The 23,411-nt window shown below is 37.3% G+C and carries 22 protein-coding genes; 13 read left to right on the forward strand and 9 right to left on the reverse strand.

Annotated features, from left to right (window positions below; genetic code table 11):
* Nucleotides 1-5: 5 nt before the first annotated feature.
* Complete coding sequence (locus tag ACFIKO_RS06095) at nucleotides 6-428, reverse strand: HIT family protein (protein ID WP_012755038.1); 423 nt, start codon at nucleotides 426-428, stop codon at nucleotides 6-8.
* A gap of 133 nt (nucleotides 429-561) precedes the next feature.
* Nucleotides 562-1,023 carry a RidA family protein gene (locus ACFIKO_RS06100; protein WP_375673519.1) on the reverse strand — a complete coding sequence of 154 codons (462 nt, stop codon included), beginning with the start codon at nucleotides 1,021-1,023 and terminating at the stop codon, nucleotides 562-564.
* Nucleotides 1,024-1,168: 145 nt separating this feature from the next.
* Between ACFIKO_RS06100 and ACFIKO_RS06105 the strand changes: the two genes are divergently transcribed.
* The 13 genes from ACFIKO_RS06105 (at nucleotide 1,169) to lpxB (ending at nucleotide 15,260) form a co-directional block, all read left to right on the forward strand.
* Nucleotides 1,169-2,005: an EipB family protein gene (locus ACFIKO_RS06105; RefSeq protein ID WP_375620067.1), complete on the forward strand. Its 837-nt coding sequence runs from the start codon at nucleotides 1,169-1,171 to the stop codon at nucleotides 2,003-2,005.
* Nucleotides 2,006-2,172: 167 nt separating this feature from the next.
* A complete protein-coding gene (rpsB, locus tag ACFIKO_RS06110) occupies nucleotides 2,173-2,952 on the forward strand; it encodes a 30S ribosomal protein S2 (protein ID WP_273788135.1) in 780 nt (259 codons plus the stop codon).
* Nucleotides 2,953-3,054: 102 nt separating this feature from the next.
* Nucleotides 3,055-3,978, forward strand: coding sequence for a translation elongation factor Ts (gene tsf, locus ACFIKO_RS06115; protein WP_375673520.1), 924 nt, complete (start codon nucleotides 3,055-3,057; stop codon nucleotides 3,976-3,978).
* A gap of 157 nt (nucleotides 3,979-4,135) precedes the next feature.
* The gene (gene pyrH, locus ACFIKO_RS06120) at nucleotides 4,136-4,855 is read left to right on the forward strand and encodes a UMP kinase (RefSeq protein WP_012755043.1); all 720 of its coding nucleotides are present in this window, start codon (nucleotides 4,136-4,138) and stop codon (nucleotides 4,853-4,855) included.
* A gap of 37 nt (nucleotides 4,856-4,892) precedes the next feature.
* A complete protein-coding gene (gene frr, locus ACFIKO_RS06125; RefSeq protein ID WP_375620069.1) occupies nucleotides 4,893-5,453 on the forward strand; it encodes a ribosome recycling factor in 561 nt (186 codons plus the stop codon).
* A gap of 733 nt (nucleotides 5,454-6,186) precedes the next feature.
* Nucleotides 6,187-7,002, forward strand: a complete 816-nt coding sequence (locus ACFIKO_RS06130) for a phosphatidate cytidylyltransferase (protein WP_375620070.1) — start codon at nucleotides 6,187-6,189, stop codon at nucleotides 7,000-7,002.
* A 15-nt stretch (nucleotides 7,003-7,017) separates the two neighbouring features.
* Nucleotides 7,018-8,166 (forward strand): RIP metalloprotease, encoded by a 1,149-nt coding sequence (locus ACFIKO_RS06135; RefSeq protein ID WP_375620071.1) that lies wholly within the window; start codon nucleotides 7,018-7,020, stop codon nucleotides 8,164-8,166.
* A 203-nt stretch (nucleotides 8,167-8,369) separates the two neighbouring features.
* The gene (gene bamA / locus ACFIKO_RS06140) at nucleotides 8,370-10,766 is read left to right on the forward strand and encodes an outer membrane protein assembly factor BamA (RefSeq protein WP_375620072.1); all 2,397 of its coding nucleotides are present in this window, start codon (nucleotides 8,370-8,372) and stop codon (nucleotides 10,764-10,766) included.
* Between the two features lie 65 nt (nucleotides 10,767-10,831).
* Complete coding sequence (gene lpxD / locus ACFIKO_RS06145; protein WP_375673521.1) at nucleotides 10,832-11,878, forward strand: UDP-3-O-(3-hydroxymyristoyl)glucosamine N-acyltransferase; 1,047 nt, start codon at nucleotides 10,832-10,834, stop codon at nucleotides 11,876-11,878.
* Nucleotide 11,879: 1 nt separating this feature from the next.
* Entirely contained in the window at nucleotides 11,880-12,347 is a 468-nt protein-coding gene (gene fabZ / locus ACFIKO_RS06150; protein ID WP_012755049.1) for a 3-hydroxyacyl-ACP dehydratase FabZ, read from the forward strand.
* Nucleotides 12,348-12,371: 24 nt separating this feature from the next.
* Complete coding sequence (gene lpxA / locus ACFIKO_RS06155) at nucleotides 12,372-13,196, forward strand: acyl-ACP--UDP-N-acetylglucosamine O-acyltransferase (protein WP_375620074.1); 825 nt, start codon at nucleotides 12,372-12,374, stop codon at nucleotides 13,194-13,196.
* A gap of 2 nt (nucleotides 13,197-13,198) precedes the next feature.
* Entirely contained in the window at nucleotides 13,199-14,071 is an 873-nt protein-coding gene (locus tag ACFIKO_RS06160) for an LpxI family protein (protein WP_375620075.1), read from the forward strand.
* The gene (gene lpxB, locus ACFIKO_RS06165; RefSeq protein WP_375620076.1) at nucleotides 14,064-15,260 is read left to right on the forward strand and encodes a lipid-A-disaccharide synthase; all 1,197 of its coding nucleotides are present in this window, start codon (nucleotides 14,064-14,066) and stop codon (nucleotides 15,258-15,260) included. Before ACFIKO_RS06160 ends, lpxB begins: the two co-directional genes overlap by 8 nt.
* Before the next feature lie 20 nt (nucleotides 15,261-15,280).
* Here the strand turns inward: lpxB and ACFIKO_RS06170 are convergent, their stop codons facing one another.
* The 7 genes from ACFIKO_RS06170 to gltX all read right to left on the reverse strand — a co-directional run bounded on the left by ACFIKO_RS06170 (nucleotide 15,281) and on the right by gltX (nucleotide 23,338).
* Nucleotides 15,281-16,054 (reverse strand): amino acid ABC transporter ATP-binding protein, encoded by a 774-nt coding sequence (locus ACFIKO_RS06170; protein ID WP_012755053.1) that lies wholly within the window; start codon nucleotides 16,052-16,054, stop codon nucleotides 15,281-15,283.
* A gap of 78 nt (nucleotides 16,055-16,132) precedes the next feature.
* On the reverse strand, nucleotides 16,133-16,840 hold the full coding sequence (locus ACFIKO_RS06175; protein WP_375620077.1) for an ABC transporter permease: 708 nt from the start codon (nucleotides 16,838-16,840) through the stop codon (nucleotides 16,133-16,135).
* The gene (locus ACFIKO_RS06180; protein WP_375620078.1) at nucleotides 16,837-17,559 is read right to left on the reverse strand and encodes an ABC transporter permease; all 723 of its coding nucleotides are present in this window, start codon (nucleotides 17,557-17,559) and stop codon (nucleotides 16,837-16,839) included. The genes ACFIKO_RS06175 and ACFIKO_RS06180 overlap by 4 nt, the downstream gene beginning before the upstream one ends.
* 79 nt (nucleotides 17,560-17,638) lie before the next feature.
* Nucleotides 17,639-18,391, reverse strand: coding sequence for a transporter substrate-binding domain-containing protein (locus ACFIKO_RS06185; protein ID WP_375673522.1), 753 nt, complete (start codon nucleotides 18,389-18,391; stop codon nucleotides 17,639-17,641).
* Between the two features lie 490 nt (nucleotides 18,392-18,881).
* A complete protein-coding gene (locus ACFIKO_RS06190; RefSeq protein WP_375620080.1) occupies nucleotides 18,882-19,634 on the reverse strand; it encodes a transporter substrate-binding domain-containing protein in 753 nt (250 codons plus the stop codon).
* A gap of 716 nt (nucleotides 19,635-20,350) precedes the next feature.
* Nucleotides 20,351-21,646 (reverse strand): citrate synthase, encoded by a 1,296-nt coding sequence (gltA, locus tag ACFIKO_RS06195; protein ID WP_375620081.1) that lies wholly within the window; start codon nucleotides 21,644-21,646, stop codon nucleotides 20,351-20,353.
* A gap of 261 nt (nucleotides 21,647-21,907) precedes the next feature.
* Nucleotides 21,908-23,338, reverse strand: a complete 1,431-nt coding sequence (gene gltX, locus ACFIKO_RS06200; protein ID WP_375673523.1) for a glutamate--tRNA ligase — start codon at nucleotides 23,336-23,338, stop codon at nucleotides 21,908-21,910.
* Nucleotides 23,339-23,411 lie beyond the last annotated feature (73 nt).

Below are 23,411 nucleotides of genomic sequence, written 5' to 3' on the forward strand. Positions count from 1 at the left end.
GTGTGTTATAAGGCTGCACGGATTTTCTTTGCATTCTCTTCAAGTATTTCTGTAGGCGTTATTATATTATTATGAGGGGTAAGTTCTATTCCCTCCATACGTGGTATAATATGGAAATGGAGGTGATAAACGGTTTGTTGACTAGCTGCTTCATTAAATTGCATGACAGTTATGCCATCTGCTTGAAAGGCTTTTTTGACGGCATTTGCAATTTTTTGAACAGCTTTAATAACAGGAAATAATGTTTCAGTATCTGCATCAAGTAAGTTTCTAGAGCCTTTTTTAGGAATGACCAGCGTATGACCTGGTGCCTGTGGCATGATATCCATAAATCCAATAACATCATCATCTTCGTAGACACGAACAGAAGGGATTTCATTGCGAATCAATTTAGCAAAAATATTGTTATTGTCATAAGCTTGTTTCATACAAATATTTCCTTTTATTGTAAGTTTAAGATTTTAATTAAAAACGAAAAAATACAAAGTTTATCAGAGTTTAAGACAAAGAAGTATTTTGACTTTAGTTATATTTAGGATGGTGCACTGTCTTAATGAAGGCTTAGATTTCTATGATGGCTTCAACTTCTACAGGAACATCCATAGGAAGAGAGGCAACACCAATAGCAGAACGGGCATGTTTTCCAATTTCACCAAGGATATTGACGAATAAATTAGAAGCTCCATTGGCAACAAAAGGAATATCGGTAAAATGAGAATCTACAGCCACAAAAACAGTAATTTTTACCACACGTTTTATTTTATTTAAGTCACCTAGAGTTGCCTTGAGTTGAGCGAGAATATTGATAGCGCAAGCTTCTGATGCTTTTTGGGCTTGTTCGGTATTCACAGTTTCACCAACTTTACCGATGGCTATTGGTTTTCCATTAATAAGAGGGAGTTGTCCAGAAATAAAGAGTTGATTGCCACTTTGTGAAGTGGTGATGTAATTGGCAAGGGGGGGGATTACTTCAGGAAGAGTGATTCCGAACTTCTCTAAGTTTTTTTCAATCATATTGGTCATAATTTAAACTCCATAGCTACTCTATAATACATTCATTGTATAATCTATTTTTTGATTTAAGGAAATGTGTGGTTAATTGAGAAATTAGCCTTTTTTGCCTTATTGTATGATGTTATGCAACGGGGATAAAGTTCGGAATTTGGGAATGATTAGATCATTATTTATAATAATTTTATATATTGTTTTTTTATGTACAGCGAGAGCTGAAGAGCCTATTTTTATTGTGCCTCATCGAGCAATTTATGATTTTCATCTTGATAGCGTTTCTCATGACATGACAATTTCTGCGATGTCAGGGCGAATGGTTTACGAGCTTACTGGTTCGGCATGCCAAGGCTATAGCACACGTTTTCGTTTTATTAGCCGTGTTCACATTGAAGATATGCCGGTACGTTTAACGGATCAACAGACGACGAGTTATGAAACAGGAGACAGCCGTACATTTCGTTTTAATATTACAGATCAGGAGGGAGAAGAGGTTGCGCATCGTGCTGAGGGGGTCGCGGAGCGTACTCAAGATGGTATTACAGTTACTTTAAAAAAGCCAAAGGAAAAAAAGTATAAGCTTGCAATGGCTGAATTTCCAATGATGCAACTAAAAAATATTATCCGCCATGCAAAAGCAGGACATCATTTTTATAATGTTACTGTATTTGATGGGACAAATAAAGCAGATAAAGTTATAAAAGAAAGTATCGTCATAGGGGAAAAGAAGGCGCTTTTATCTGATAGCGAAACGGAAAAAGTGAGAAAATTGGATGAAGACAAATATTGGCCTGTGACAATTTCTTATTTTGATGATGGAGAAAATAAAGATGGTTTGCCGGTTTATCGTAGCAGTTTTCTCTTACATGAGAATGGTATCATGCGTGATCTTCATATAGATTATGGAACTTTTTCAGTGCGTGCAAAATTGAACAGTCTTGAATTCTTGGAGCTTGGAAAAGATCTTAATCAATGTGAAAATGCAAATATTAAATGATTAAAGAAAATGACTTGAAAAAGAATCAAATATTAGTATGTTTGCGCTATTCCACACGCGGAGTTTGGGTGTTTGAAAATAATTTGTGAGAAAATTCTAGCAAGCATCCGCCGGTAGTAGGTTTTCCTGCTTTTTCCGCGGAGGTTGAACCGGAAAGGATAAAATTTATGGCACTACCCGATTTTACTATGCACCAGCTTTTAGAAGCAGGTGTGCATTTTGGTCACCAGACTCATCGTTGGAATCCCAAAATGACTCCTTATATTTATGGTCAGCGTAATAATATCCATATTATTGACCTTGCTCAGACCGTTCCGCTTTTACACCAAGCGCTTAAACTTGTTTCAGATACTGTTGCGCGTGGTGGTCGTATTCTCTTTGTTGGTACGAAACGGCAAGCATCTGATATTATCGCTGACGCAGCGAATCGTTCTGCCCAGTATTACGTTAATGCACGTTGGCTTGGCGGCATGCTCACAAACTGGAAAACGATTTCCAATTCAATACATCGTTTGCGAAAGCTTGACAAAATTCTTGCTGCTGAGGCGCAAGGTTTTACTAAAAAAGAACGTTTAAATCTTGAACGTGACCGTGAAAAGCTTAATCGTGCGCTTGGTGGTATTAAAGATATGGGATCTGTTCCAGATCTTATATTTGTCATCGATACGAATAAAGAAAATATTGCTCTTCAGGAAGCAAAACGTTTAGGCATTCCTGTTATTGCTATTATTGATACCAATTGCGATCCTGATGACGTAACGCATCCGATACCAGGTAATGATGATGCTTCACGTGCAATTTCTCTTTATTGCGATCTTTTTGCTCGTGCCGCCCTTGATGGTATTGCACGTCAGCAAGGAGCAATGGGTATTGATTTAGGAGCTCAAGTTGATGCGCCTGTTGAGCCTATTTTGGAAGAAAATGCGGTTTCAGAAGTTTCTGAATAATATAAAACGCCTAATTAAGGTACTTTTATTATCTAGAGAAGAAGTTATAGGCGTGCAGAGGGGTTTTGCACGCTTTCACTATTACAAAATAAAGAGGCAAATATGAGCATTACTGCTGCACAAGTAAAAGAACTTCGAGAACTATCTGGCGCTGGTATGATGGACTGTAAAGCCGCTCTAGCTGAAACCAGTGGTGATATAGAAGCTGCTGTTGATTGGCTTCGTAAAAAAGGAATAGCTAAAGCAGATAAAAAGGCTGGTCGTACAGCGGCTGAAGGATTAATCGGAGTCGTATCAAAAGATTTAAATGCGGTTTTGGTTGAGATTAATTCTGAAACAGATTTTGTTGCACGCAATGCCGGATTCCAAGACATCGTGCGAAATGTAGCAACTGCTGCTTTAGATACGCCAGGTGATGTTGAATCTGTTTCTGTTTCTCTTTATCCTGGTTCTGAGAAGACTGTAGAGCTTACGATTAAAGATGCAATTGGTACAATTGGCGAAAATATGACATTTCGTCGTTCCGCTAAATTGTCTGTTGAGAATGGTGTTGTTGCGACTTATATACACAATAGTGTAGCTGATGGTCTTGGTAAGCTTGGTGTTTTGGTTGCGATTGAAACAACAGGAAATAAAGAGGCTTCTCTTGCTTTTGGTCGGCAGGTTGCGATGCATATTGCGGCAACCAATCCGTTAGCGCTTACAGCACAAGATGTTGATGCTGTTGCTATTGAACGTGAAAAAGCGATTTTTTCAGATCAAGCACGACAGTCTGGAAAGCCTGAAAATATCATTGAAAAAATGGTAGAAGGACGTATGCGTAAGTTTTTTGAAGAGGTTGTTTTGCTTTCTCAAGCTTTTGTTATGAATCCTGATATGACTGTTGAGGCAGCTTTAAAGGATGCTGAAAAATCAATTGGTGCACCAGCAAAAATTACAGGCTTTATTCGTTTTGCATTGGGTGAAGGTGTGGAAAAAGAGGAGTCTGATTTTGCTGCAGAGGTTGCTGCTGCTGTAAAAGGCTAGTTATTGCAAACTCTTGATTAGAGATTTAAAGTCATATCGTTGGTTGTAGAATCTCTGATGGGGATGATGTAATTGTTGAGAGGGCGTCACGTGAAAAAAGTGGTGCCCTTAGTGATGTCAAAAGCAAAAAGTAAATGTGCTTTTGGGGAGATTATTAATGGCATTAGCACTTCCGTATAAACGTATTCTTTTAAAGGCTTCTGGTGAAGCTCTTATGGGGGGGCAAAGTTTTGGCATTGATGTTTCTGTTGTAGATCGTATTGCCGCTGATATTGCAGAAGTGCGCACAATGGGGATAGAAGTTGCGGTTGTTATCGGTGGGGGAAATATTTTTCGTGGCGTTGCTGTTGCTTCACATGGTGGAGACCGAGTGACAGGTGATCATATGGGAATGCTTGCAACTGCTATCAACTCTTTAGCATTGCGAACATCTTTGACAAAATTAGGGGTTGAAACTGTTGTACTCTCTGCGATTGCTATGCCACAAATTTGTGAAAGTTTTTCGCAACGTAAAGCAATAGCTTATATGAATCAGGGAAAAGTTGTTATTTTTGCGGGCGGTACAGGAAATCCATTTTTTACCACTGATTCTGCTGCTACTTTGCGTGCAGCTGAGATTGGTGCGGATGTCCTTCTTAAAGGAACACAAGTTGATGGTATTTATTCAGCAGATCCAAAGATAGACCCTACGGCTAAGCGTTTTGACCAATTAACACATGTTGAAGTGTTACAATGGGGATTATCTGTTATGGATTCAACGGCGGTCACTTTAGCACGTGAGAACAATGTACCGATTATTGTGTATTCCATTCATGAAAAAGGCGGTTTGGCTAAGGTCTTGAATGGAACAGGACGCTTTACAATAGTATCAGAATAAGGGTAAGCTTCAAAGGACAATTGAAGGAGACAGAAATATGAATGTTACATCAATTATGGATGATCTGAAACGTCGCATGGATGGTGCTATTACGGCTTTTAAACATGAATTAGGTGGTTTGCGGACTGGACGTGCATCGGCCAGTTTATTAGAGCCGTTGACCGTTGAATCTTATGGTTCTGTTGTGCACATAAATCAGGTTGCTAATATTTCTGTTCCCGAGCCTCGGATGCTTTCTGTTTCTGTATGGGATAAAACGATGGTAGGAGCTGTAGAGCGCGCTATTCGCGATTCTGGTCTTGGTTTAAATCCCATAACTGAGGGTACGAATTTACGTATTCCTTTGCCTGAGTTGAATGAAGAGCGCCGTAAAGAACTTGTAAAAATTGCGCATCACTATGCAGAGCAAGCGCGTGTTGCTACACGTCATGTTCGTCGGGATGGTATGGACAATTTGAAAAAGTTAGAAAAAGATGGTGAAATTGGACAAGATGAAGCCCATAGTTTGTCTGAAAAAGTTCAAAAACTCACAGATGAAACGATTGCTGATATTGATAAAATTTTAGCCGTAAAAGAATCTGAAATTATGCACGTTTAAGACGATTTTGTTGTTAGAAAAGGATGTTTACTCCCAGCCTGTAAATTGTTTCTATAGATAAGGGAAGTGGTGTGCTCTGTGATAACAAGGTGTGATGCAGGAAGGTATTTTATCATTTTGATATGGGAGAGATTGATTTGAAAGGGCAGATGTTTTAATTTTTTAATCTGCGTGGTAAATCATGTCCTTTGCTGGAAGACGCTATTGAGCAGCGTGGTGAGGGCTTTCAGTTTAGCATGTCTTTGTTAAACAGCATAATGAAAGCATTCTTAGAAATTATTTAAATATTCTAAGATGAGGGTTGGGGAAAGAATATAACACAAAAAAACAAACCTAACCTTTCTCTTATTTTCCATTATAAAACATGTGAGTATAATCGATGAAGCAGATGCTATATGGTGTAATTCGTTTTTTTACGACGAATATTTGATAGAGAAGTGTTTTTATATGAAACCTATATTAGTTAATTTATATGGGGCATAGGTAGCTGCTTTTTCATTTTATATTTGAGAAAATATTAAAAAAAATACTTTAGGATCAATCTTGACGGAGATTTCCGAAGCTGTTTTCATTGATTATTTGTCTCATAAGTGCTATCTTGGTAAACTAAATTGTTTATGATAAATTATAAGGGAAATTTATACAAGTATGAAATAAAAATATTGCGTAGGGAGGTTTTTCTTACGTCAATTTTAGAGCTTGTATTTTCTATTTTTATTGTTTGGATGTTGTTTTGTCTAATTTGGTTTATCGTGTTCTGACAGCTTTTGTGTTTGGTTTTATTGCATTGTATCTAACATGGTTGGGAGGAATCTCCTTTTTTTTATTTGTATGGTGTATTGGCGGTTTTGTTCTTTATGAGTGGATGAGTATTACTAAAGAGAAATGGTGTATTTTACAAAAAATATTAGCAGGTACCTTTTATTTGATCTTTGGCTTTTTTTTAGTGTTGAGTGTATCTGCTTCATTGATTTTTTGTGTTTTAATCGTTTTGGCTGCGGTGTTGGCTATTATATCTATAAAAAAGAGTGGTTGGGTTTTTTGTGGTTTTTTATATGCATCTTTTCCTGTTGTTGCTTTATGCTTTCTACGGGATCATGAAATGTTGGGGTTCCAAGTTGTTATTTTCTTATTTACGATAGTGTGGGGAACAGATATTGGTGGGTATTTTATCGGACGTGCATTAGGGGGACCTAAATTAGCACCACAATTTTCTCCTAATAAAACATGGTCAGGAGCACTTGGTGGTACATTTGTCGGAGTTTTCGGTGGTATATGGGTTGCTTTTGGATTTTTTGATATAAATTTAGCAAGTTTTTTTGTGCCACTCCTTACACTTGTTTTGTCAATTGTTTCACAATTGAGTGATTTAGGACAATCATGGCTCAAAAGACGGTTTTCTGTTAAAGATTCTAGTTCTTTATTGCCTGGACATGGTGGTTTTATGGATCGTATAGATGGATTGGTAGGGGCAGCTTTTCTTCTTTATTTAATTGGTTCATTTATGTCTGATATGGATGCACCTTTTAATCTTTTTAGTATGATCTAATTGGGAGAAGGTAGTTTGGGACTTTTAAATTATATCGTCACTATGGGTGATTTTCTTTTAAGAAGTTTGAGTATTCTTTTCATCATTATGATTATCATTTTTGTGCACGAATTTGGGCATTATCTCATTGGTCGGTGGTGTGGTATTAAGGCGTTAGTTTTTTCGCTTGGATTTGGGCCAGAAATAGCGAGTTATAAAGATAAGCATGGCACGAAGTGGCGCTTAGCACTTATCCCCGTAGGAGGGTATGTAAAGTTTGTTGGGGATGAGAAAAAAAATGATACGGTATCATCCCAATCATCTCTGATTGTTGACGGTTCATTTGCTAGTGCGCATGCTTGGAAAAAAGCAGCAACTGTTTTTGCCGGTCCTTTTTTCAATGCCCTTTTTACTGTTGTTATTCTAACATTTTTTTTCTTTATCTATGGTCGTGTAGCTATTGAGCCCGTTGTTGGTTCTTTGGTAAAAGATAGCCCTGCTCTTCAGTCTGGTTTGGAGTTAGGTGATCGTTTTGTTGAAATGGATGGACGACGGGTTGAAAGTTTTGAAGATTTGATGAATTATGTGGCTTTTCACGGAAGAGAACCCATAGAGTTTAAAATAGAACGCATGGGGCGATTCTTTACAACGGTGATTACTCCGAAAATCGTTGAGCGAGATGATGGATTTGGTAATCGAACACGAAGTGCTATGATAGGTGTAGGTGTTCCTATTGATTTAAATAATCCTGCACATTTAGATCCAACTTATATAAAACATATTCGCTATGGTTTTGTAACAGCTGTAAGAGAAGCGTCAGACCGTACTGTGTTTATCGTCACTCAAACCGTTCTTTTTATGAGTCGTTTAATAGGAGGAAAAGAGGACCGTTGTCGGCTAAGTGGACCTTCTAAAACCGTTAAAATTGCTTGGAAAGTGAGCGAGACAGGTTTTGTCTCTTTGTTGAATTTGGCAGCTTTTCTTTCAATAAGTGTTGGGCTTATTAACCTTTTTCCGATTCTACCGCTTGATGGTGGGCATCTTTTATTGCATGTCATTGAGGTCATTACTGGGAGGGAAATATCTGCTAAAATCCAAGGAATTATTTTTCGTTTAGGTTTTTCCATTCTTCTCCTTTTTATGATCTTTGTCTTTTTTAACGATTATTTTTGTTGGTTTAGCTAATTAAATTATGGAAAACGCTTTATAAATTGAGTAATAATAGCGAAAACAAATTGAAGGTTGTTTACCATGTCTGCAAAATGTTGTGGCGTCGTACATTATAATGAGTAATTAAGGAATGAAAAGTCTCGCTGTAAAAAGGTTGTTATGGCAGTTAGCTTTTTAAGGCATCATGTCCAAGGAACAAGAGTAAGGTAAAAAAGCCAATGACTACAAATTCAAAGTTTTTAAATGCAGCATCTGTATTGGTGTTAAAAATGGGGATGATTACCCCAGCAACGGTTTTTATGTCAATTGCTGCGGTTGGAGAAATACAAGCATCTGTAGTCCGTTCTATTGAGGTTCGTGGGAATAAGTTTGTAAGTTCTCAGGCGATTCGAGACAATATGGGGATTAAGGCTGGACAAGGGGTTTCCAGTGCTGATGTTGATAATGCTGTGAAGAATCTTTTCGAATTGGGTTTATTTTATGATGTTAAAATAAATCCGGTAGGTGATAAATTGGTTGTATTCGTAAAAGAATATGAGGTTGTCAATCAGATATTGTTTCAGGGAAATAAATCTTTTAAAGACCCAGATCTTAAGCGGTTTATTTCTTTAAAACCGAATGAGCCTTTTAATTCTGCTAAGCTTTCTGCTGATATAAATACAATTCGTGAAGCTTATAAAACTCTTGGTCGTAATAATATCACTGTCAACGTTCAAACGATTAACCTTGGAAAAGGGCGGGTTAATGTGGTATTTAATGTTGTTGAAGGGCAAAAAACAAAGATTGGTGATATCACTTTCAAGGGAAATAGTGTCTTTGGAAGTCGCCGTTTGCGTGATGTGATTTCAACAAAAACTTCAGGAATTTTTTCGAAGTTGTTGGGAGGTGATGTTTACAGTGAAGAGCGTCTCGCTGCTGATGAAGAAGCTTTACGTCGCTTTTATTATAATCGTGGTTATGCAGATTTTCGCGTAGTTTCTTCTAAAGCGACTTTTGATGCAGCAAGCAATACGTATAAAATTTCTTTCGTTCTTGATGAGGGTGTGCGCTATAAAATTAGTGATATTCAGGTTGAAAGTGATGTTGATGGAATTGACGTTCAATCTGTGAAAAGGGTGCTTAAAACCCAGCCAGGTGATGTCTATAGTGCAGAAGATATTGAACAGTCTGTTGCAATTATTAATAACAAGGTTGCTGATTCGGGATATGCTTTTGCTAAAGTTGAACCGCGGGGAAATCGTAATTTAGCAAATCATACAATTTCAATTTTATATAATATTGAACAGGGGACACGTGCTTATATTCAGCGTATTGATATACGTGGCAATGAGAAAACGCGTGATTACGTCATTCGCCGTGAGATTGATTTAAACGAAGGGGATGCTTACAATCAAACTTTATTACAGCGGGCAAAACGTCGTCTAGAAAGTTTAGGTTTCTTCAAAGCCGTTAATATTTCAATGGTTCCCACAGATCAATCTGACCAAGTTATTTTGGTAATAGATGTCGTTGAAGCTTCAACAGGAGATCTCTCTCTTTCTGGAGGGTATACAACAGGGGGAACAAGTCCTGGTATGTCACTTGAAGTTTCTGTTACTGAACGTAATCTTGGGGGACGTGGTCAATATGTTCGTTTAGGATTAGGTGCGGGGCAAGAAAAATCTCGTAATTATAATTTATCATTTGTTGATCCTTATTTCTTAGGTTATCGTTTATCTGCTGGCGTTGATGTTTTTCGTAGTACTTATCGTGCTGATAAGGCCTATGATGTACGACAGACAGGTGGATCGCTGCGGTTTTCGTTACCTATTAATAATCAATTATCTGCTAATGTAGCTTATTCTTATGTGCAAGAAGAATATGATTTTGGTGGAGAGTATGATTTTGACAAAGAGAGTGACGTAATAGAATTATATGGGAAATATTCTGGTGCGATTGTTCAAGCTGCAAAACAAAGTCCTTGGAAACGTTCATCAATTAGTTATGGTTTCACCTATAATACGATTGATGATATGAGATCCCCCCATGATGGGTGGTACGTGCACCTTCTTCAGGAATATGCAGGGCTTGGTGGAAGTGCAAAGTTTTTGAAGACCACGGGTAAGGCGATGGTGTACAAGACCCTTTCTGACCAGAAAGATATTGTTGGTTTGCTTTCCTTTGGGGGTGGTTATATCCACGGAATGGGCCGAGATGGTGTTCGTATTTTCGATATGTTTAAAGCGAATACTGATATGATTCGAGGGTTCAAATATAATGGAATAGGTCCGCGTCAGGTTTCCAGTAAAGGTGAGGTTTATTTCTTGGGGGGAACGACATATATGAATGCGACTGCTGAAGTACAGTTTCCTATCCCTGTTGTGCCTGAAGGGTTCGGGTTGCGCGGTGCTTTATTTGCGGATATTGCCACGCTTTATGGCAATAATTATAAAGCTGTTTTTAAGGGTGAACCGTCTGTTACCAATACCAAAAGTGCTTGGCGTTCATCTGCAGGTGTGAGTTTGATGTGGGATTCTCCGTTTGGTCCTTTGCGTTTTGATTATGCTTGGCCAATAACGAAGCAGGAAGGTGATCGTTTGCAACAATTGAATTTTGGTATTTCTACGAAGTTCTGATTTGAGCGATTTTAAGAAGGAAAAACTTGAAGAGAATAGCTTAAGCTGGGAGAGAAAGTGTTTTGATGGCGGATACATTTTTTTTTACGCCGTCCCGGCAATTGACAGTTGCAAATGTTGCTGAGTTGACGGGTGCAAAGCTTCTTAATCCAGAGTTTTCTCATAAAGTTATCAATACTCTTTCTTCACTTGAGAGTGCTGTGGAAGGTTCTCTTGTTTTTGTAGAGCATCGGAAGTTTTCTGATGCTCTACTGGACAGTTCCGCTGTTGCTGTTTTTTGTACGAATGAGATTGTTTTTAAAGTTCCGGAAACTATGGCAATTTTGGTAACATCCACACCACAGCGTGACTTTGCTCAGATTGGTCGTATTTTGTTTCCAGATTCTGTCAAGCCAATGCCTTGGTTAGGACCGAAGGGGATTTCATCGCATGCGCATATTCATCCAACGGCTAAGTTGGCACATGATGTGTGTATTGAAGCGGGAGCTGTTATTGGTAGAAATGTTGAGATTGGTGCAGGAACTCTTATTTCATCCACAGCTATTATCGGTGAAAATTGCCGTATTGGATGTGACTGCTATATTGCTCCTAAGGTAACAGTTCAGTGTTCTATAATAGGTGATAAGGTTCAGCTTTATCCTGGTGTTTGCATTGGGCAAGATGGTTTTGGTTATGTTGGGGGCGTTTCTGGAATCGAGAAAATTCCACAGCTTGGTCGCGTTATTATTGAGGATGGTGTAGAAGTTGGTGCGAACACGACAATTGATCGTGGGACATTTCAAGATACTGTTATTGGTGAAGGAAGCAAGATTGATAATCTTGTACAAATTGCCCACAATGTAAAAATTGGCCGCTATTGTCTTATTGCCGCTCAATGTGGCATTGCGGGAAGTACATCGATAGGAGATATGTCTCAGCTTGGCGGAGGTGTTGGAGTAGCCGATCACATCATAATAGGTAAATGTGTTCAGATTGCTGCTCGTAGTGGTGTTATGAATGACATTCCGGATGGCGAAAAATGGGGAGGTAGTCCAGCGCGACCATTTAAACAATGGTTTCGTGAAGTAGCGACGTTGCGCAGTATGGGAAAAGTTAAAAAGGAGAAACGCTGATATGATCAGCAGTGAAAAGACTAAAAACTTAGAGGCTGTCGATATTGAAAAACTATTATCAATATTACCGCACCGTTATCCATTTTTATTAATCGATCGTATCGTTGATATTGATGGTGAGCAAGAAGCGATTGGTATTAAAAATATAACGATTAATGAGCCGCATTTTACGGGACATTTTCCCGCGAAGCCTGTTATGCCTGGAGTTTTGATTTTAGAAGCTATGGCACAAACAGCAGGAGCAATAGCACTTTTAAATTTAGGTAATAAGCAAACAAATTTAGTTTACCTTATGACGGTTGATAATGCAAAATTTCGTAAGCCGGTTATGCCTGGTGATCAGCTCAAGATTCATGTTCAGCTCTTGAAAAAAAGATCTGGTATGAGACGTTTTTCGTGCGTTGCAAAAGTAGAAGATGTCCGCGTCGCTGAAGCAGAAATTGCTGCGATGATTGTCGAACAAGAATAAAAGATATTTGATGGGAATTTAAAAATGTCCGGTACGAAAATCCATCCAACTGCTCTTGTGGAGAATGGAGCGCAGCTTGGTGAGAATGTACAAGTTGGACCGTTTTGTCATATTAGTTCAGATGCTGTTATTGGTGATGGATGCAGTTTGATGAGTCATGTTGTGATAATGGGGAAGACAACGTTAGGAGCCAAGAGTAAAGTATTTTCTCATGCAGTTTTGGGAGCAGATCCGCAAAATAATAAACATAAGGGAGGGGCTACGACTCTTTCGATTGGTAAAAACTGCACGATTCGTGAAGGCGTAACAATGCATAGGGGTTCCGATTCGAGTGTAGGAATGACAGTTGTTGGTGATAATTGCCAATTTTTTTGTTATGCGCATATTGCTCATGATTGCCATGTAGGGAATCATGTAACATTCGCAAATAATGTGATGATAGCTGGTCATGTTATTATTGGTGATTATGTGATTATTGGTGGGGGTGCTGCTGTGCATCAATTTGTTCGTGTTGGGCATCATGCATTTATTGGTGGTGTATCGGCATTGGTTGGTGATCTCATTCCCTATGGAACAGCTGTTGGGGTACAGGCAAAACTTGCTGGCCTCAATATTATCGGCATGAAGCGTGCAGGACTTGAGCGTCAAGATATTCATGCACTCCGTCATGCGGTTGCCATGCTTTTTGATCATAGCAAACCATTTAAAGAGCGTGTCAGTGATGTTGCTTCTTTCTATTCTTCTTCTCAGTCTGTTCTTGATATAGTTAATTTTATTAAGGAAGAAGGAAAACGTTTTTATTGTACACCAAAATTTGAAGGTGATAGAGTAAAAGAACGTAAGGATTAAAAATGCCTATGTGGGGAGCCAGAAGTTTTCTTTCCGGCCGTACTGCTATTATAGCAGGAAATGGTGTTCTACCGATTACTGTTGCGCAGGCTCTTGAGAAGAATGGAGAGAATCCTTTTCTTGTTCTTTTGCGTGGTGAGGCAGATTCTGTTCTTTATCGCTATGAGCATTGCGAGCTATCAATTGTGGAGTTAGCGCGACTCGTTAAAATCTTAAAAGAGGCTGGAGTTTATAATGTTGTTTTGGCAGGTGGTGTGAAAAAGCGCCCACTTCTTAAACAATTGCGACTGGACTGGACAACATTTTTAGCTCTCCCTAAGTTAATCGGAGCTTTGAAGAGAGGGGATGATGCGTTATTAAAAACTTTTATACGGATTATTGAAACGTATGGTTTTCGTGTTGTTGGTGCTCACGAGATAGTCGCAGATCTTTTAGCTCCCGTAGAGTTTGATTTAACAGTGCGGCGTGCTACGCGAAAAGAAAAAAAAGATATTTTTTTAGCAGCAGAAGCAGCAAAGCTGTTAGGTCAATTAGATATCGGGCAAGCCGTTGTCGTTGTCCAAGGAAGGGTGGTTGCACTGGAGGGCGCTGAGGGAACTGATAATATGTTGTGGCGTGTTTGTGAAATGCGAGAAAGAGGGCAAATTCCCCTTAAAGGTGGCGTTCTTGTAAAATGTGCAAAACCACAACAGGATAATCGCGTTGATTTACCATCAATTGGGCCCGCGACAATAATGAATATTGCAAAGAGTGGTTTATCTGGTGTTGCGGTGGAGGCAAATAGAAGTCTAATATTATCGGTGAAAACAACAATAGAAAAAGCCAACAAATATTCTCTATTTATAGAGACATTTGAAAAGTTTGGTCATGAATAATTGTTTTTTAAAGATTGCTGTGATTTCAGGGGAGGAATCTGGTGATTTACTTGCGTCCGATTTAATTTCTTGTTTATCACAACAAACAGGATGCAATATTCATTTGATTGGTGTTGGGGGGAGGCATTTAAAGGCATTAGGTTTAAAAAGCTTTTTTGATTCCCATGATATTGCTTTAATAGGTTTAAAGGAGGTATTGAAAAAACTACCATTATTGTTGCTACATATTCGCAATTTATCCAAATTTATTGCACAAGAACAACCTGATTGCCTCATTATTATTGATAGTCCTGATTTCACGCATCGTGTTGCAAAAAAGGTGCGCGTTTTAGCGCCTTCTATTCCTATCATTAAATATGTTGCACCAACCGTTTGGGCATGGCGTCCAGAGCGCGCTAAAGCTATGCGCAAGTTTGTTGACCATGTTTTAGCGGTTTTTCCTTTTGAAGAAAAGATTATGCAAGATTTGGGTGGTCCTCCCACGACTTATGTTGGACATCGTCTTTTGACATATCCTTCCCTTTTGATAGTTCAGTCAGAAAAAAAATGCCAATTAGAACAAAGAAATTTGATTGATACACAAACATCATCGCCTACATTAGTTATTTTACCAGGATCACGCAATTTAGAAATTCGTTCTTTAATGCCTATTTTTCGAGAAACAGTAGAGATTCTTGTAAAACGTATTCCTCATTTACGTATTATTTTACCAACCTTACCACGTTTAGCGGATAAAATTCGTGATTTTGTACAAGGCTGGAAAAGCAAAGTGGAAATTGTAGTTGGTGAAGATGCAAAATGGCGTGCTTTTGCACAAGCAGATGTTGCACTTGCAGCATCTGGAACGGTTTCACTTGAATTAGCATTAGCTAAAATTCCAACGGTCCTTTGCTATAAACTTGATCGTTTTTCTAAATTCTTTATTTTCCCTAAAATAATTTTATGGAGTGCAGCTCTTCCCAATATTATTTCTGATAAGCCTATTGTACCGGAATATTTTGATGAATTTCTACGCCCAGGCATGTTAGCAAGACAAGTAGAACAACTTTTGTTTAATCCTTTAATACGACAGGCACAACTCGATGCCTTTGAGATGGTAGAACAGAAAATGAAAACTGAAGTACCATCGAGAGTTGTTGGCGCACAAACAATTATCACTCTTTTAAAAAGCAGGAATAAAATTGTATAAATAAAGCAATATATTAATAATTAATATTTAATTTTAGCAAGAAAATTACAAGCACGTTGGCTTTTAGGATTAGTAAAAAATTCTTCAGAGGCTGTATCTTCAATAATTTTTCCATTTTCTAGAAAGAGTATTCTTTCTGAGACTTTACGTGCGAAGCCCATTTCATGGGTAACACAAAGCATTGTGATCCCTGTATCGGCCAATCGAGCCATCACGTCTAAAACTTCTCCCACACTTTCTGGATCAAGAGCAGAGGTTGGTTCATCAAAAAGCATGACTTCAGGTTCCATACAAAGTGCACGGGCAATCGCAACACGTTGCTGTTGCCCACCAGAAAGTTGTAAAGGATATTTTTCACAGTGTTTTTCAATACCAACATGCGTTAAGTAACGAATTGCCCGTTCTTGTGCTTGTTGTTTGGAAAGTCCTTGAACTGTCATAGGTGCTAAAATACAATTTTGTATAACGCTCATGTGGGGAAATAAATTAAAATTCTGAAAGACCATTCCTATCTTACGAAGAACATTTTTTTGCTGTTGTATAGGAGCGGTATGGATATCAACATTATGGATACAGATTGAACCTTTTTGTGCTTGTTCTAATTGATTAATACAACGGATTAACGTTGATTTTCCTGATCCCGATGGTCCACAAATAACGATATGTTCACCAGCTTGAACATTAAAGTTGATATCATGTAGGACCTGAAAGTTTCCATACCATTTATTTAGATTTCGAATAGAGATCACAGGGTTTTTACAGGGAGAGATCGATTTATTATTTTTCAAATTCATCTTATTTTATTCTTTCATTGATGAATAACTTGATTAATTTAATATTTTTGTTTGTAAAGTTTTTTATGATCATTTTATTTACCGTAAATATCGAGTGAGGCGCTGTTCGATAAAAACAATAAAACGATGAATGAGTTCAACGATAAAGAGATAGATAAGAGCAGCCCAAACGTAAACTTGAAAATCGAAAGTCCGTGAATAAGTGAGTTTAGCAACCCCCATTAAATCATAAACAGTAATAAGTGAGGCAAGAGCACTGGATTTAATCATTAAAATCAACTCATTTCCTAGGGGGCGTAATGCTACAATCATTGCTTGTGGAAGAATAACTCTAAAAAATGTGACAGAGTTACTTAGACCTAAAGCTTTTGATGCTTCACGTTGCCCAGTTGTTACGGATAGAAAACTTCCTTTAAAGATCTCAGATTGATAGGCAGCAGAATTGAGAGTAAAAATAAAAAGACAACAATACCACGCGTTTTGAAAAAACCACCACAAACCAACCTGCTGCCAGAAGTCATTCATTGAACCAAGTCCATAATAAAAAAGGAAGAGTTGAGCTAATAAAGGAGAGCCACGGAAAAAATAGACATAAGCGTTTGCACAATACTGTAAAAATGTATTTTTTGATAGACGTGCAAAAGCAATAAGCATACCAAGAAAAAAACCAAGAGAACAAGAAATAGAAACAAGCTCAACAGTAACAATAAAGCCATTAATAAATTTTGGTCCATAATGGCTTAAAAGATCAGGATTGAAAAGGAAATAAAGCCACTCAGGAATCATTGACGTAGCACCTTTTTATCGCCTATTTGAGTGTATGTTTCCAAATGGCGTAAGATTGCAGTAAAAACCGCTGAAAATAACAAATAGAGTAAGCATGCTACAAGATAAAATAGCATGGGTTTATTGGTAGCAGCGACAGCTAAGTTCGTTTGTCGCATGAGGTCAACAAGTGCGATGGTTGAAACAAGGGATGTATCTTTCAGTAAAGTAAGCCAATTATTAGAAAGTCCTGGCAAGGCATTTCGGATGAGCTGAGGGAAGACAATACGAAAAAATGTGGTTGATCGTGAAAAACCTAAAGCTTTAGCCGCTTCGTATTGGCCTTTATCAAAAATATTAAATGCTCCAAGCCAAACTTCACAAGAAAAAGCTGCAAGAACCATACTAAGCGCAAGAACACCAGCAACAAAAGCATTGATACTGAACATGACTTCAAAATTAAAATAGTCAAAGACATTTTGAATAAGGCTTTGTAACCCGTAGTAAACTAAAAACAAAGTTAAAAGCTCTGGTAGCCCACGAAATACCGTTGAAAAGAGGCGTGCCATCGCTTTGGCAATCTTAATATTGGATCGAATCATCACTGCATTTAGAAGACCTAGAGGAAGTCCTAGAAGTCCACAACATAATGCCAATGACAATGTCATTCCTGCACTAGAAAGTATAACCGCTCCCCATCCACCATTGCTAAATGATAGCAATGCTAAATTTTCAATCATTCTTGTGTTCCTCATGAAAGAGTTAGATAATATTTTTCAGAAATAACTAGCGGGTTTCATTTAAACATCATATTGATATTTAATAGATATCACTTGTAAAATATTTTTTCATAATTTTCTCATAAGTTCCATCTAAACGGATTTCTTTTAGCGCCTTATTGAACTTATTTTTAAGATCATTATTATTTTGACGCAGTGCAATTGCAACAGGAAAATTTGTTTCTTCTAGAGTTCCTAGGAGGAGACAACAATCTTTTCCTTCATTTTTAAGCCAATTTAATGCTTGTAATTTATCAACAATAATCACATCAAGTCGATGATTTAAAAGGTCACGATTCACTTCTATTGTGGAAGGGTAGAGTTTGATTTTCACCTCTTCAGAAGCATAATGATCTTCTGCATAGAAAGCTTGTGTTGTATTTGATTGTACACCAAGATTTTTACCTCTAAAGTCTTGTGTTGAGATTTTTTTAATTCCCGAATCTTTGGTAACAATAACAGCCAGTGCTGTATCGTAGTAAGGATCTGTGAAGTCAATTTTTTGTAAGCGCTCTTGTGTGAGAGAGAGGGAGGCAATGATAGCATCATATTTTTTTGCAATAAGTCCAGGGATCATTCCCTCGAAGTCTTGTGTGACAACAGTACACTCAACATTCATTTTTTTACAAAGTGCATAAGATATATCAATATCAAGTCCCTGCAATTTATTATTTGAGTCAATATAACTAAAGGGAGGGTAGGTGCCTTCACTCGCAATTTTTAATGTTTTTGCATCAGCCAATTGGGTGAATAGTGCGGCGCTTATTATAAGAGCTCCTGCTAATAGTTTCATGATGTTCTCCTATTGGATAAGCGGCAAATATGAAATCACTATGTTCTTATAATCTGTAAGCTTTTTTGGAGCAATTCAAAAATTTATTGATGTTTATTTTAGATCATTATGCTGGACATTATTATCAAAAAATTATCTTTTTATTGATAAAAAAAGAATAAATATCTTATTGCTTGTATGATAGCTTAATTTTCACAAAATGATTGATTTGAATCATTTCATGAGTAAAAATTAAGGATTTTTCTTGAAAATAAGGCTATTCAATTTGAACATAAAGAAAAAATTAGATTTTGATACGATAAAAATACAACCTTATAGGTTTCATTATATTCTATAAAATGTTTAGATATCGAAGAACAATTAAAAGTTATTTTGATAAATGTAAATTTTCTTACAAAAATGCCGAAATTCCAATTATATTTCCATGTCCCATAAAGAGTTTAAAAATACTCCTTAAATATAAAGCCTGAATTTTAATTCATAGTGATATCTAATCGGTATCGAAAGTAAAATATTTTTTCATAATTTTTTCATAGGTTCCATCGGCGCGAATTTCTTTTATTGCTTTATTAAAACTGTTTTTAAGATCATTATTATTTTTACGGAGTGCAATTGCAACAGGAAAATTTGTTTCTTCTAGAGTTCCTAGGAGGATGCAGCAATCTTTTCCTTCATTTTCAAGCCAATTTAATGCTTTTAATTTATCAAATATAATGATATCAAGCCGATGGCTTAAAAGATCACGATTAGCTTCTGTTGCTGTAGGATAAAGTTTGATATTCACTCCTTCAGAGGCGTAATGATCTTCGGCATATGTAGCTTGTGTTGTATTCGATTGTACTCCAAGATTTTTACCTCTAAAATCTTGTGTTGAGATTTCATTAATTCCCGAATTTTTGGTAACGATAACAGCGAGTACAGTATTGTAGTAGGGATCTGTAAAATCAATTTTTTGTAAGCGCTCTTTTGTAGGAGAAAGGGAAGAAACGATAGCATCGTATTTTTTGGCAAGAAGACCGGGAATCATTCCTTCGAAGTCTTGTGTGACAATAGTACATTCAACATTCATTTTTTTACAAAGCGCATAAGATATATCAATATCAAACCCTTGAAGCTTGTTATTTGAGTCAATATAACTAAATGGCGGATAAGAAGCATCGCTTGCAATTTTCAGCGTTTGAGAATTAGCCGATAGGGTAAACAGTGTTGCGCTTATTATAAGAGCTCCTGCTAATAATTTCATTATGTTCTCCTATTAGATAAGCTGGCAAATATGAAACCATCATGCGTTTTTATAATCTGTAAGCTCTTTTGGAGCAATGTAAAAAATTTATCTATGTTTATTATGCTAGATATCATTATAAAAAAATGATTTATTCTTATCAAGTATGGGAATAAAAAATACAGGAAAGAAGTACACTTCTTGTTGATTATATGATGATTTTTAATAATTTTATTTAAAAATCAATAAATTATTTTTAAGAGGAAAACTATTAACTTAAATACAAAGAAAATTTAAGCTCTTAACAGGATAAAATGTAAAGTATTTTTATTCTAATCTACTTGGGGAGGGATAAGAAGTTTTTGGCATTTTAAAGAAGCAATTAATGTAAGCCTTTTGCAATTTTATCTAGAGAAGATAGAAAGTAAAATTCTGACATTGCTAGATTTTAGTATATAATAAGGTTTTTAAACATGAGGCAATGACAGGGAATACACTTCCCTTAAAGATAATGAGAATTATAAAGTAAAATTTTCAATTTCTTTTTGCTAAATGTTTGGCTAATTTGCAGAAGGATGTTCTCAATTGAAAACTTAGAATTTTTTAGTAAATTTTTATGATGAGATTACCTCTGTAGAAAGAGTTTTTAAATCACGTTTTATAAAAATTCTTAAAGGATGTTTTTGGATTATTCTCAATAAAGCTTCAGTTTACTGAAGCTTTATTGATTTCTTTTTTTAATTTGCACGTTCATCTATAGGAACATAGTCACGCATAGCATAACCTGTGTAGAGTTGTCGAGGACGACCAATTTTTTGTGCAGGGTCTTCAATCATTTCTTTCCATTGTGCTACCCACCCGACACTGCGCGCCAATGCAAAAAGAACAGTAAACATTTCAGTTGGAAAACCTAGAGCTTTTAATGTAATACCGGAATAGAAATCAACATTGGGATAAAGCTTTTTTTCAATAAAATATTCATCACTTAAGGCAATTTTTTCAAGTTCTATTGCAATATCAAGAAGCGGGTCATCTTGAATGTTGAGTTCTTTTAAAACTTCATGACAGGTTTTTTGCATGATTTTTGCACGTGGGTCATAATTTTTATAGACACGGTGCCCAAAGCCCATAAGGCGGAAAGGATCATTTTTATCTTTTGCACGTGCAATAAATTCAGGAATTCTTTCAATAGAACCTATTTCTTGTAGCATTTTTAGACATGCTTCATTGGCACCACCATGTGCTGGTCCCCAAAGGCATGCAACGCCTGCTGCAATACAGGCAAACGGATTAGCACCCGAGGATCCAGCAAGACGTACCGTAGATGTAGAAGCATTTTGTTCATGATCTGCATGAAGGATAAAGATTTGATCCATCGCTCGAGCAAGTACAGGGGGTATTTTATATTCTTCACAAGGAACAGCAAAGCACATACGAAGGAAATTTGCAGCATAACTAAGATCATTACGTGGATAAACAAATGCTTGTCCGATACTGTATTTATAGGCCATAGCAGCAAGCGTTGGAACTTTTGAGATAAGACGAACAGAAGCAATCATTCTCTGGTGAGGATCTGTAATATCAATAGAGTCGTGATAGAACGCAGACATAGCGCCAAGGCAGGCAACCATGACGGCCATAGGATGAGAATCACGGCGGAAGCCATGGAAAAAGCGTGCAAACTGTTCGTGTACCATGGTATGCTGCATAATACATCGATCAAATTCATTTTTTTCTTGCTGTGTTGGGAGTTCACCATAAAGTAAAAGATAACAACTTTCGAGAAAGTCTCCTTTTTCAGCTAATTGATCAATAGGATAACCACGATAAAGTAATATGCCTTTATCACCGTCGATATAAGTAATTTTTGATTCACAAGAAGCTGTTGAAGTAAAACCAGGATCATAAGTAAAAATATCGGCTTTTTTGTAGAGAGAAGCAATTTCAATGACTTCAGGTCCACTCGTGCCTTTACGCAAGGGAAGCTCTACTTTTTTATCATTCACAATAATATATGCGTTATTCTCAGACATTCGGTATTCCTTTCAGATCCTTCACTTCTAAAAATTAAGACTCTGCTTCATCAGAGTGGGGGATGTATAACTGAAGCTTTTCTTACTTATATTTAAAGGTAGATTGCCTCTAAAAGTGGGCACATGCAATCTAAAATATTTCCTTATTGATCATTATTACTCAATAAAAAATGTATTTCAATGATATAACATAAAAACTCTTCTAGGGCACGTTGAGATATCTGTATAGATCCCTATTTGAGAAAATATACTCAGTACACATCATGAACATATTGTTGTGATAAGTTGGTCCTTGATGCGATTAAGGGATTCATCGCGTCCTAATAAAATAAGAACATCCAAAACACCTGGTGATGTTACACATCCTGTAAGAGCTGCGCGCAGTGGTTGGGCGATAGATCCAAATTTGAGATTCTGTGTTTGTACACAAGAGCGCAGTGTTTCATTTAGGGTTTTTGTATCCCAAGAGGGGCAAGCTTTCAAGGCAAGATAAAGATCATTTAAAATGGTTCGTCCATTTTTATCTAAGAGCATTTGTGCCTTTTCATCAAGTTGTAAAGGTCGTTGCGTAAAAATGAAGGAGGCATTGTCAATCAGTTCGCACAGTGTTTTTGAACGTTCTTTTAAATGCGGGATTGCTTTTAAAAATTGAACACGGCGTTTTTCATCAAGTCTTTCAATAATTTGTGCTCCCCTATCGGTTTCTGGTAGAATATTAAGAGCGGCATCAAAAAGTTCTTGATCATTACTCATGCGCATATAGTGTCCGTTGATGGAATCGAGCTTTTTGAGATCAAAACGAGCAGCACCTTTGTTAATATCCTCAATGTCAAACCAAGAAATCATATCTTTAAGCGACATCAGTTCGTCATCACCATGACTCCAACCTAAACGGACAAGGTAATTACGCAAAGCAGCAGGAAGATATCCCATTGTTCGGTAGGCATCAACACCGAGTGCACCATGTCGCTTTGATAATTTTGCACCGTTTTCACCATGAATAAGAGGAATATGTGCCATAACAGGAATGTCCCATCCCATTGCCTTAAAGATGATCATTTGTCGGGCAGCATTGGTAAGATGATCATCACCACGTATAATATGTGTAATGCCCATATCATGATCATCAACGACAACAGCATGCATATAGGTAGGCGAACCATCAGAACGCAAAATAATAAAGTCATCGAGATCTTTATTAGGAAAACGAACATCACCTTGAACACGATCATGTACAATCGTTTCTCCATCTTCAGGGGCTTTGATGCGAATAACAGGCTTAATACCTTTAGGAGCTTCAGAACGATCACGGTCCCGCCAACGTCCATCATAACGTGGTGGGCGCCCTTCTGCACGGGCTTTTTCACGCATTTCAGCTAACTCCTCAGGTGAAGCATAACAATAATATGCTTTGTCATTTTCGACCAACTGTTTGGCGATTTGGCGGTGACGTTCAGCACGTTCAAATTGCGAAATAGGGGCGCCATCATAACTAAGCCCCATCCAGTGCAAGCCATCTATAATAGCTTTTACAGCTGCTGCTGTTGAGCGCTCTCGGTCCGTATCTTCAATTCGTAAAAGCATTTTTCCACCGGTATGTTTTGCATAAAGCCAATTAAAAAGAGCAGTACGAGCGCCACCAATATGAAGGAAGCCAGTGGGTGAAGGGGCAAAACGAGTAATAACAGACACGAAATATTTTCCTTTAAACTGAGATATTACTTATAGAACTTTATAGAAAAATCATGTTAGCATAGGTGATGGG

It is taken from the genome of Bartonella sp. TS82HLJMH (assembly GCF_042193495.1).
Classification (GTDB): domain Bacteria; phylum Pseudomonadota; class Alphaproteobacteria; order Rhizobiales; family Rhizobiaceae; genus Bartonella; species Bartonella grahamii.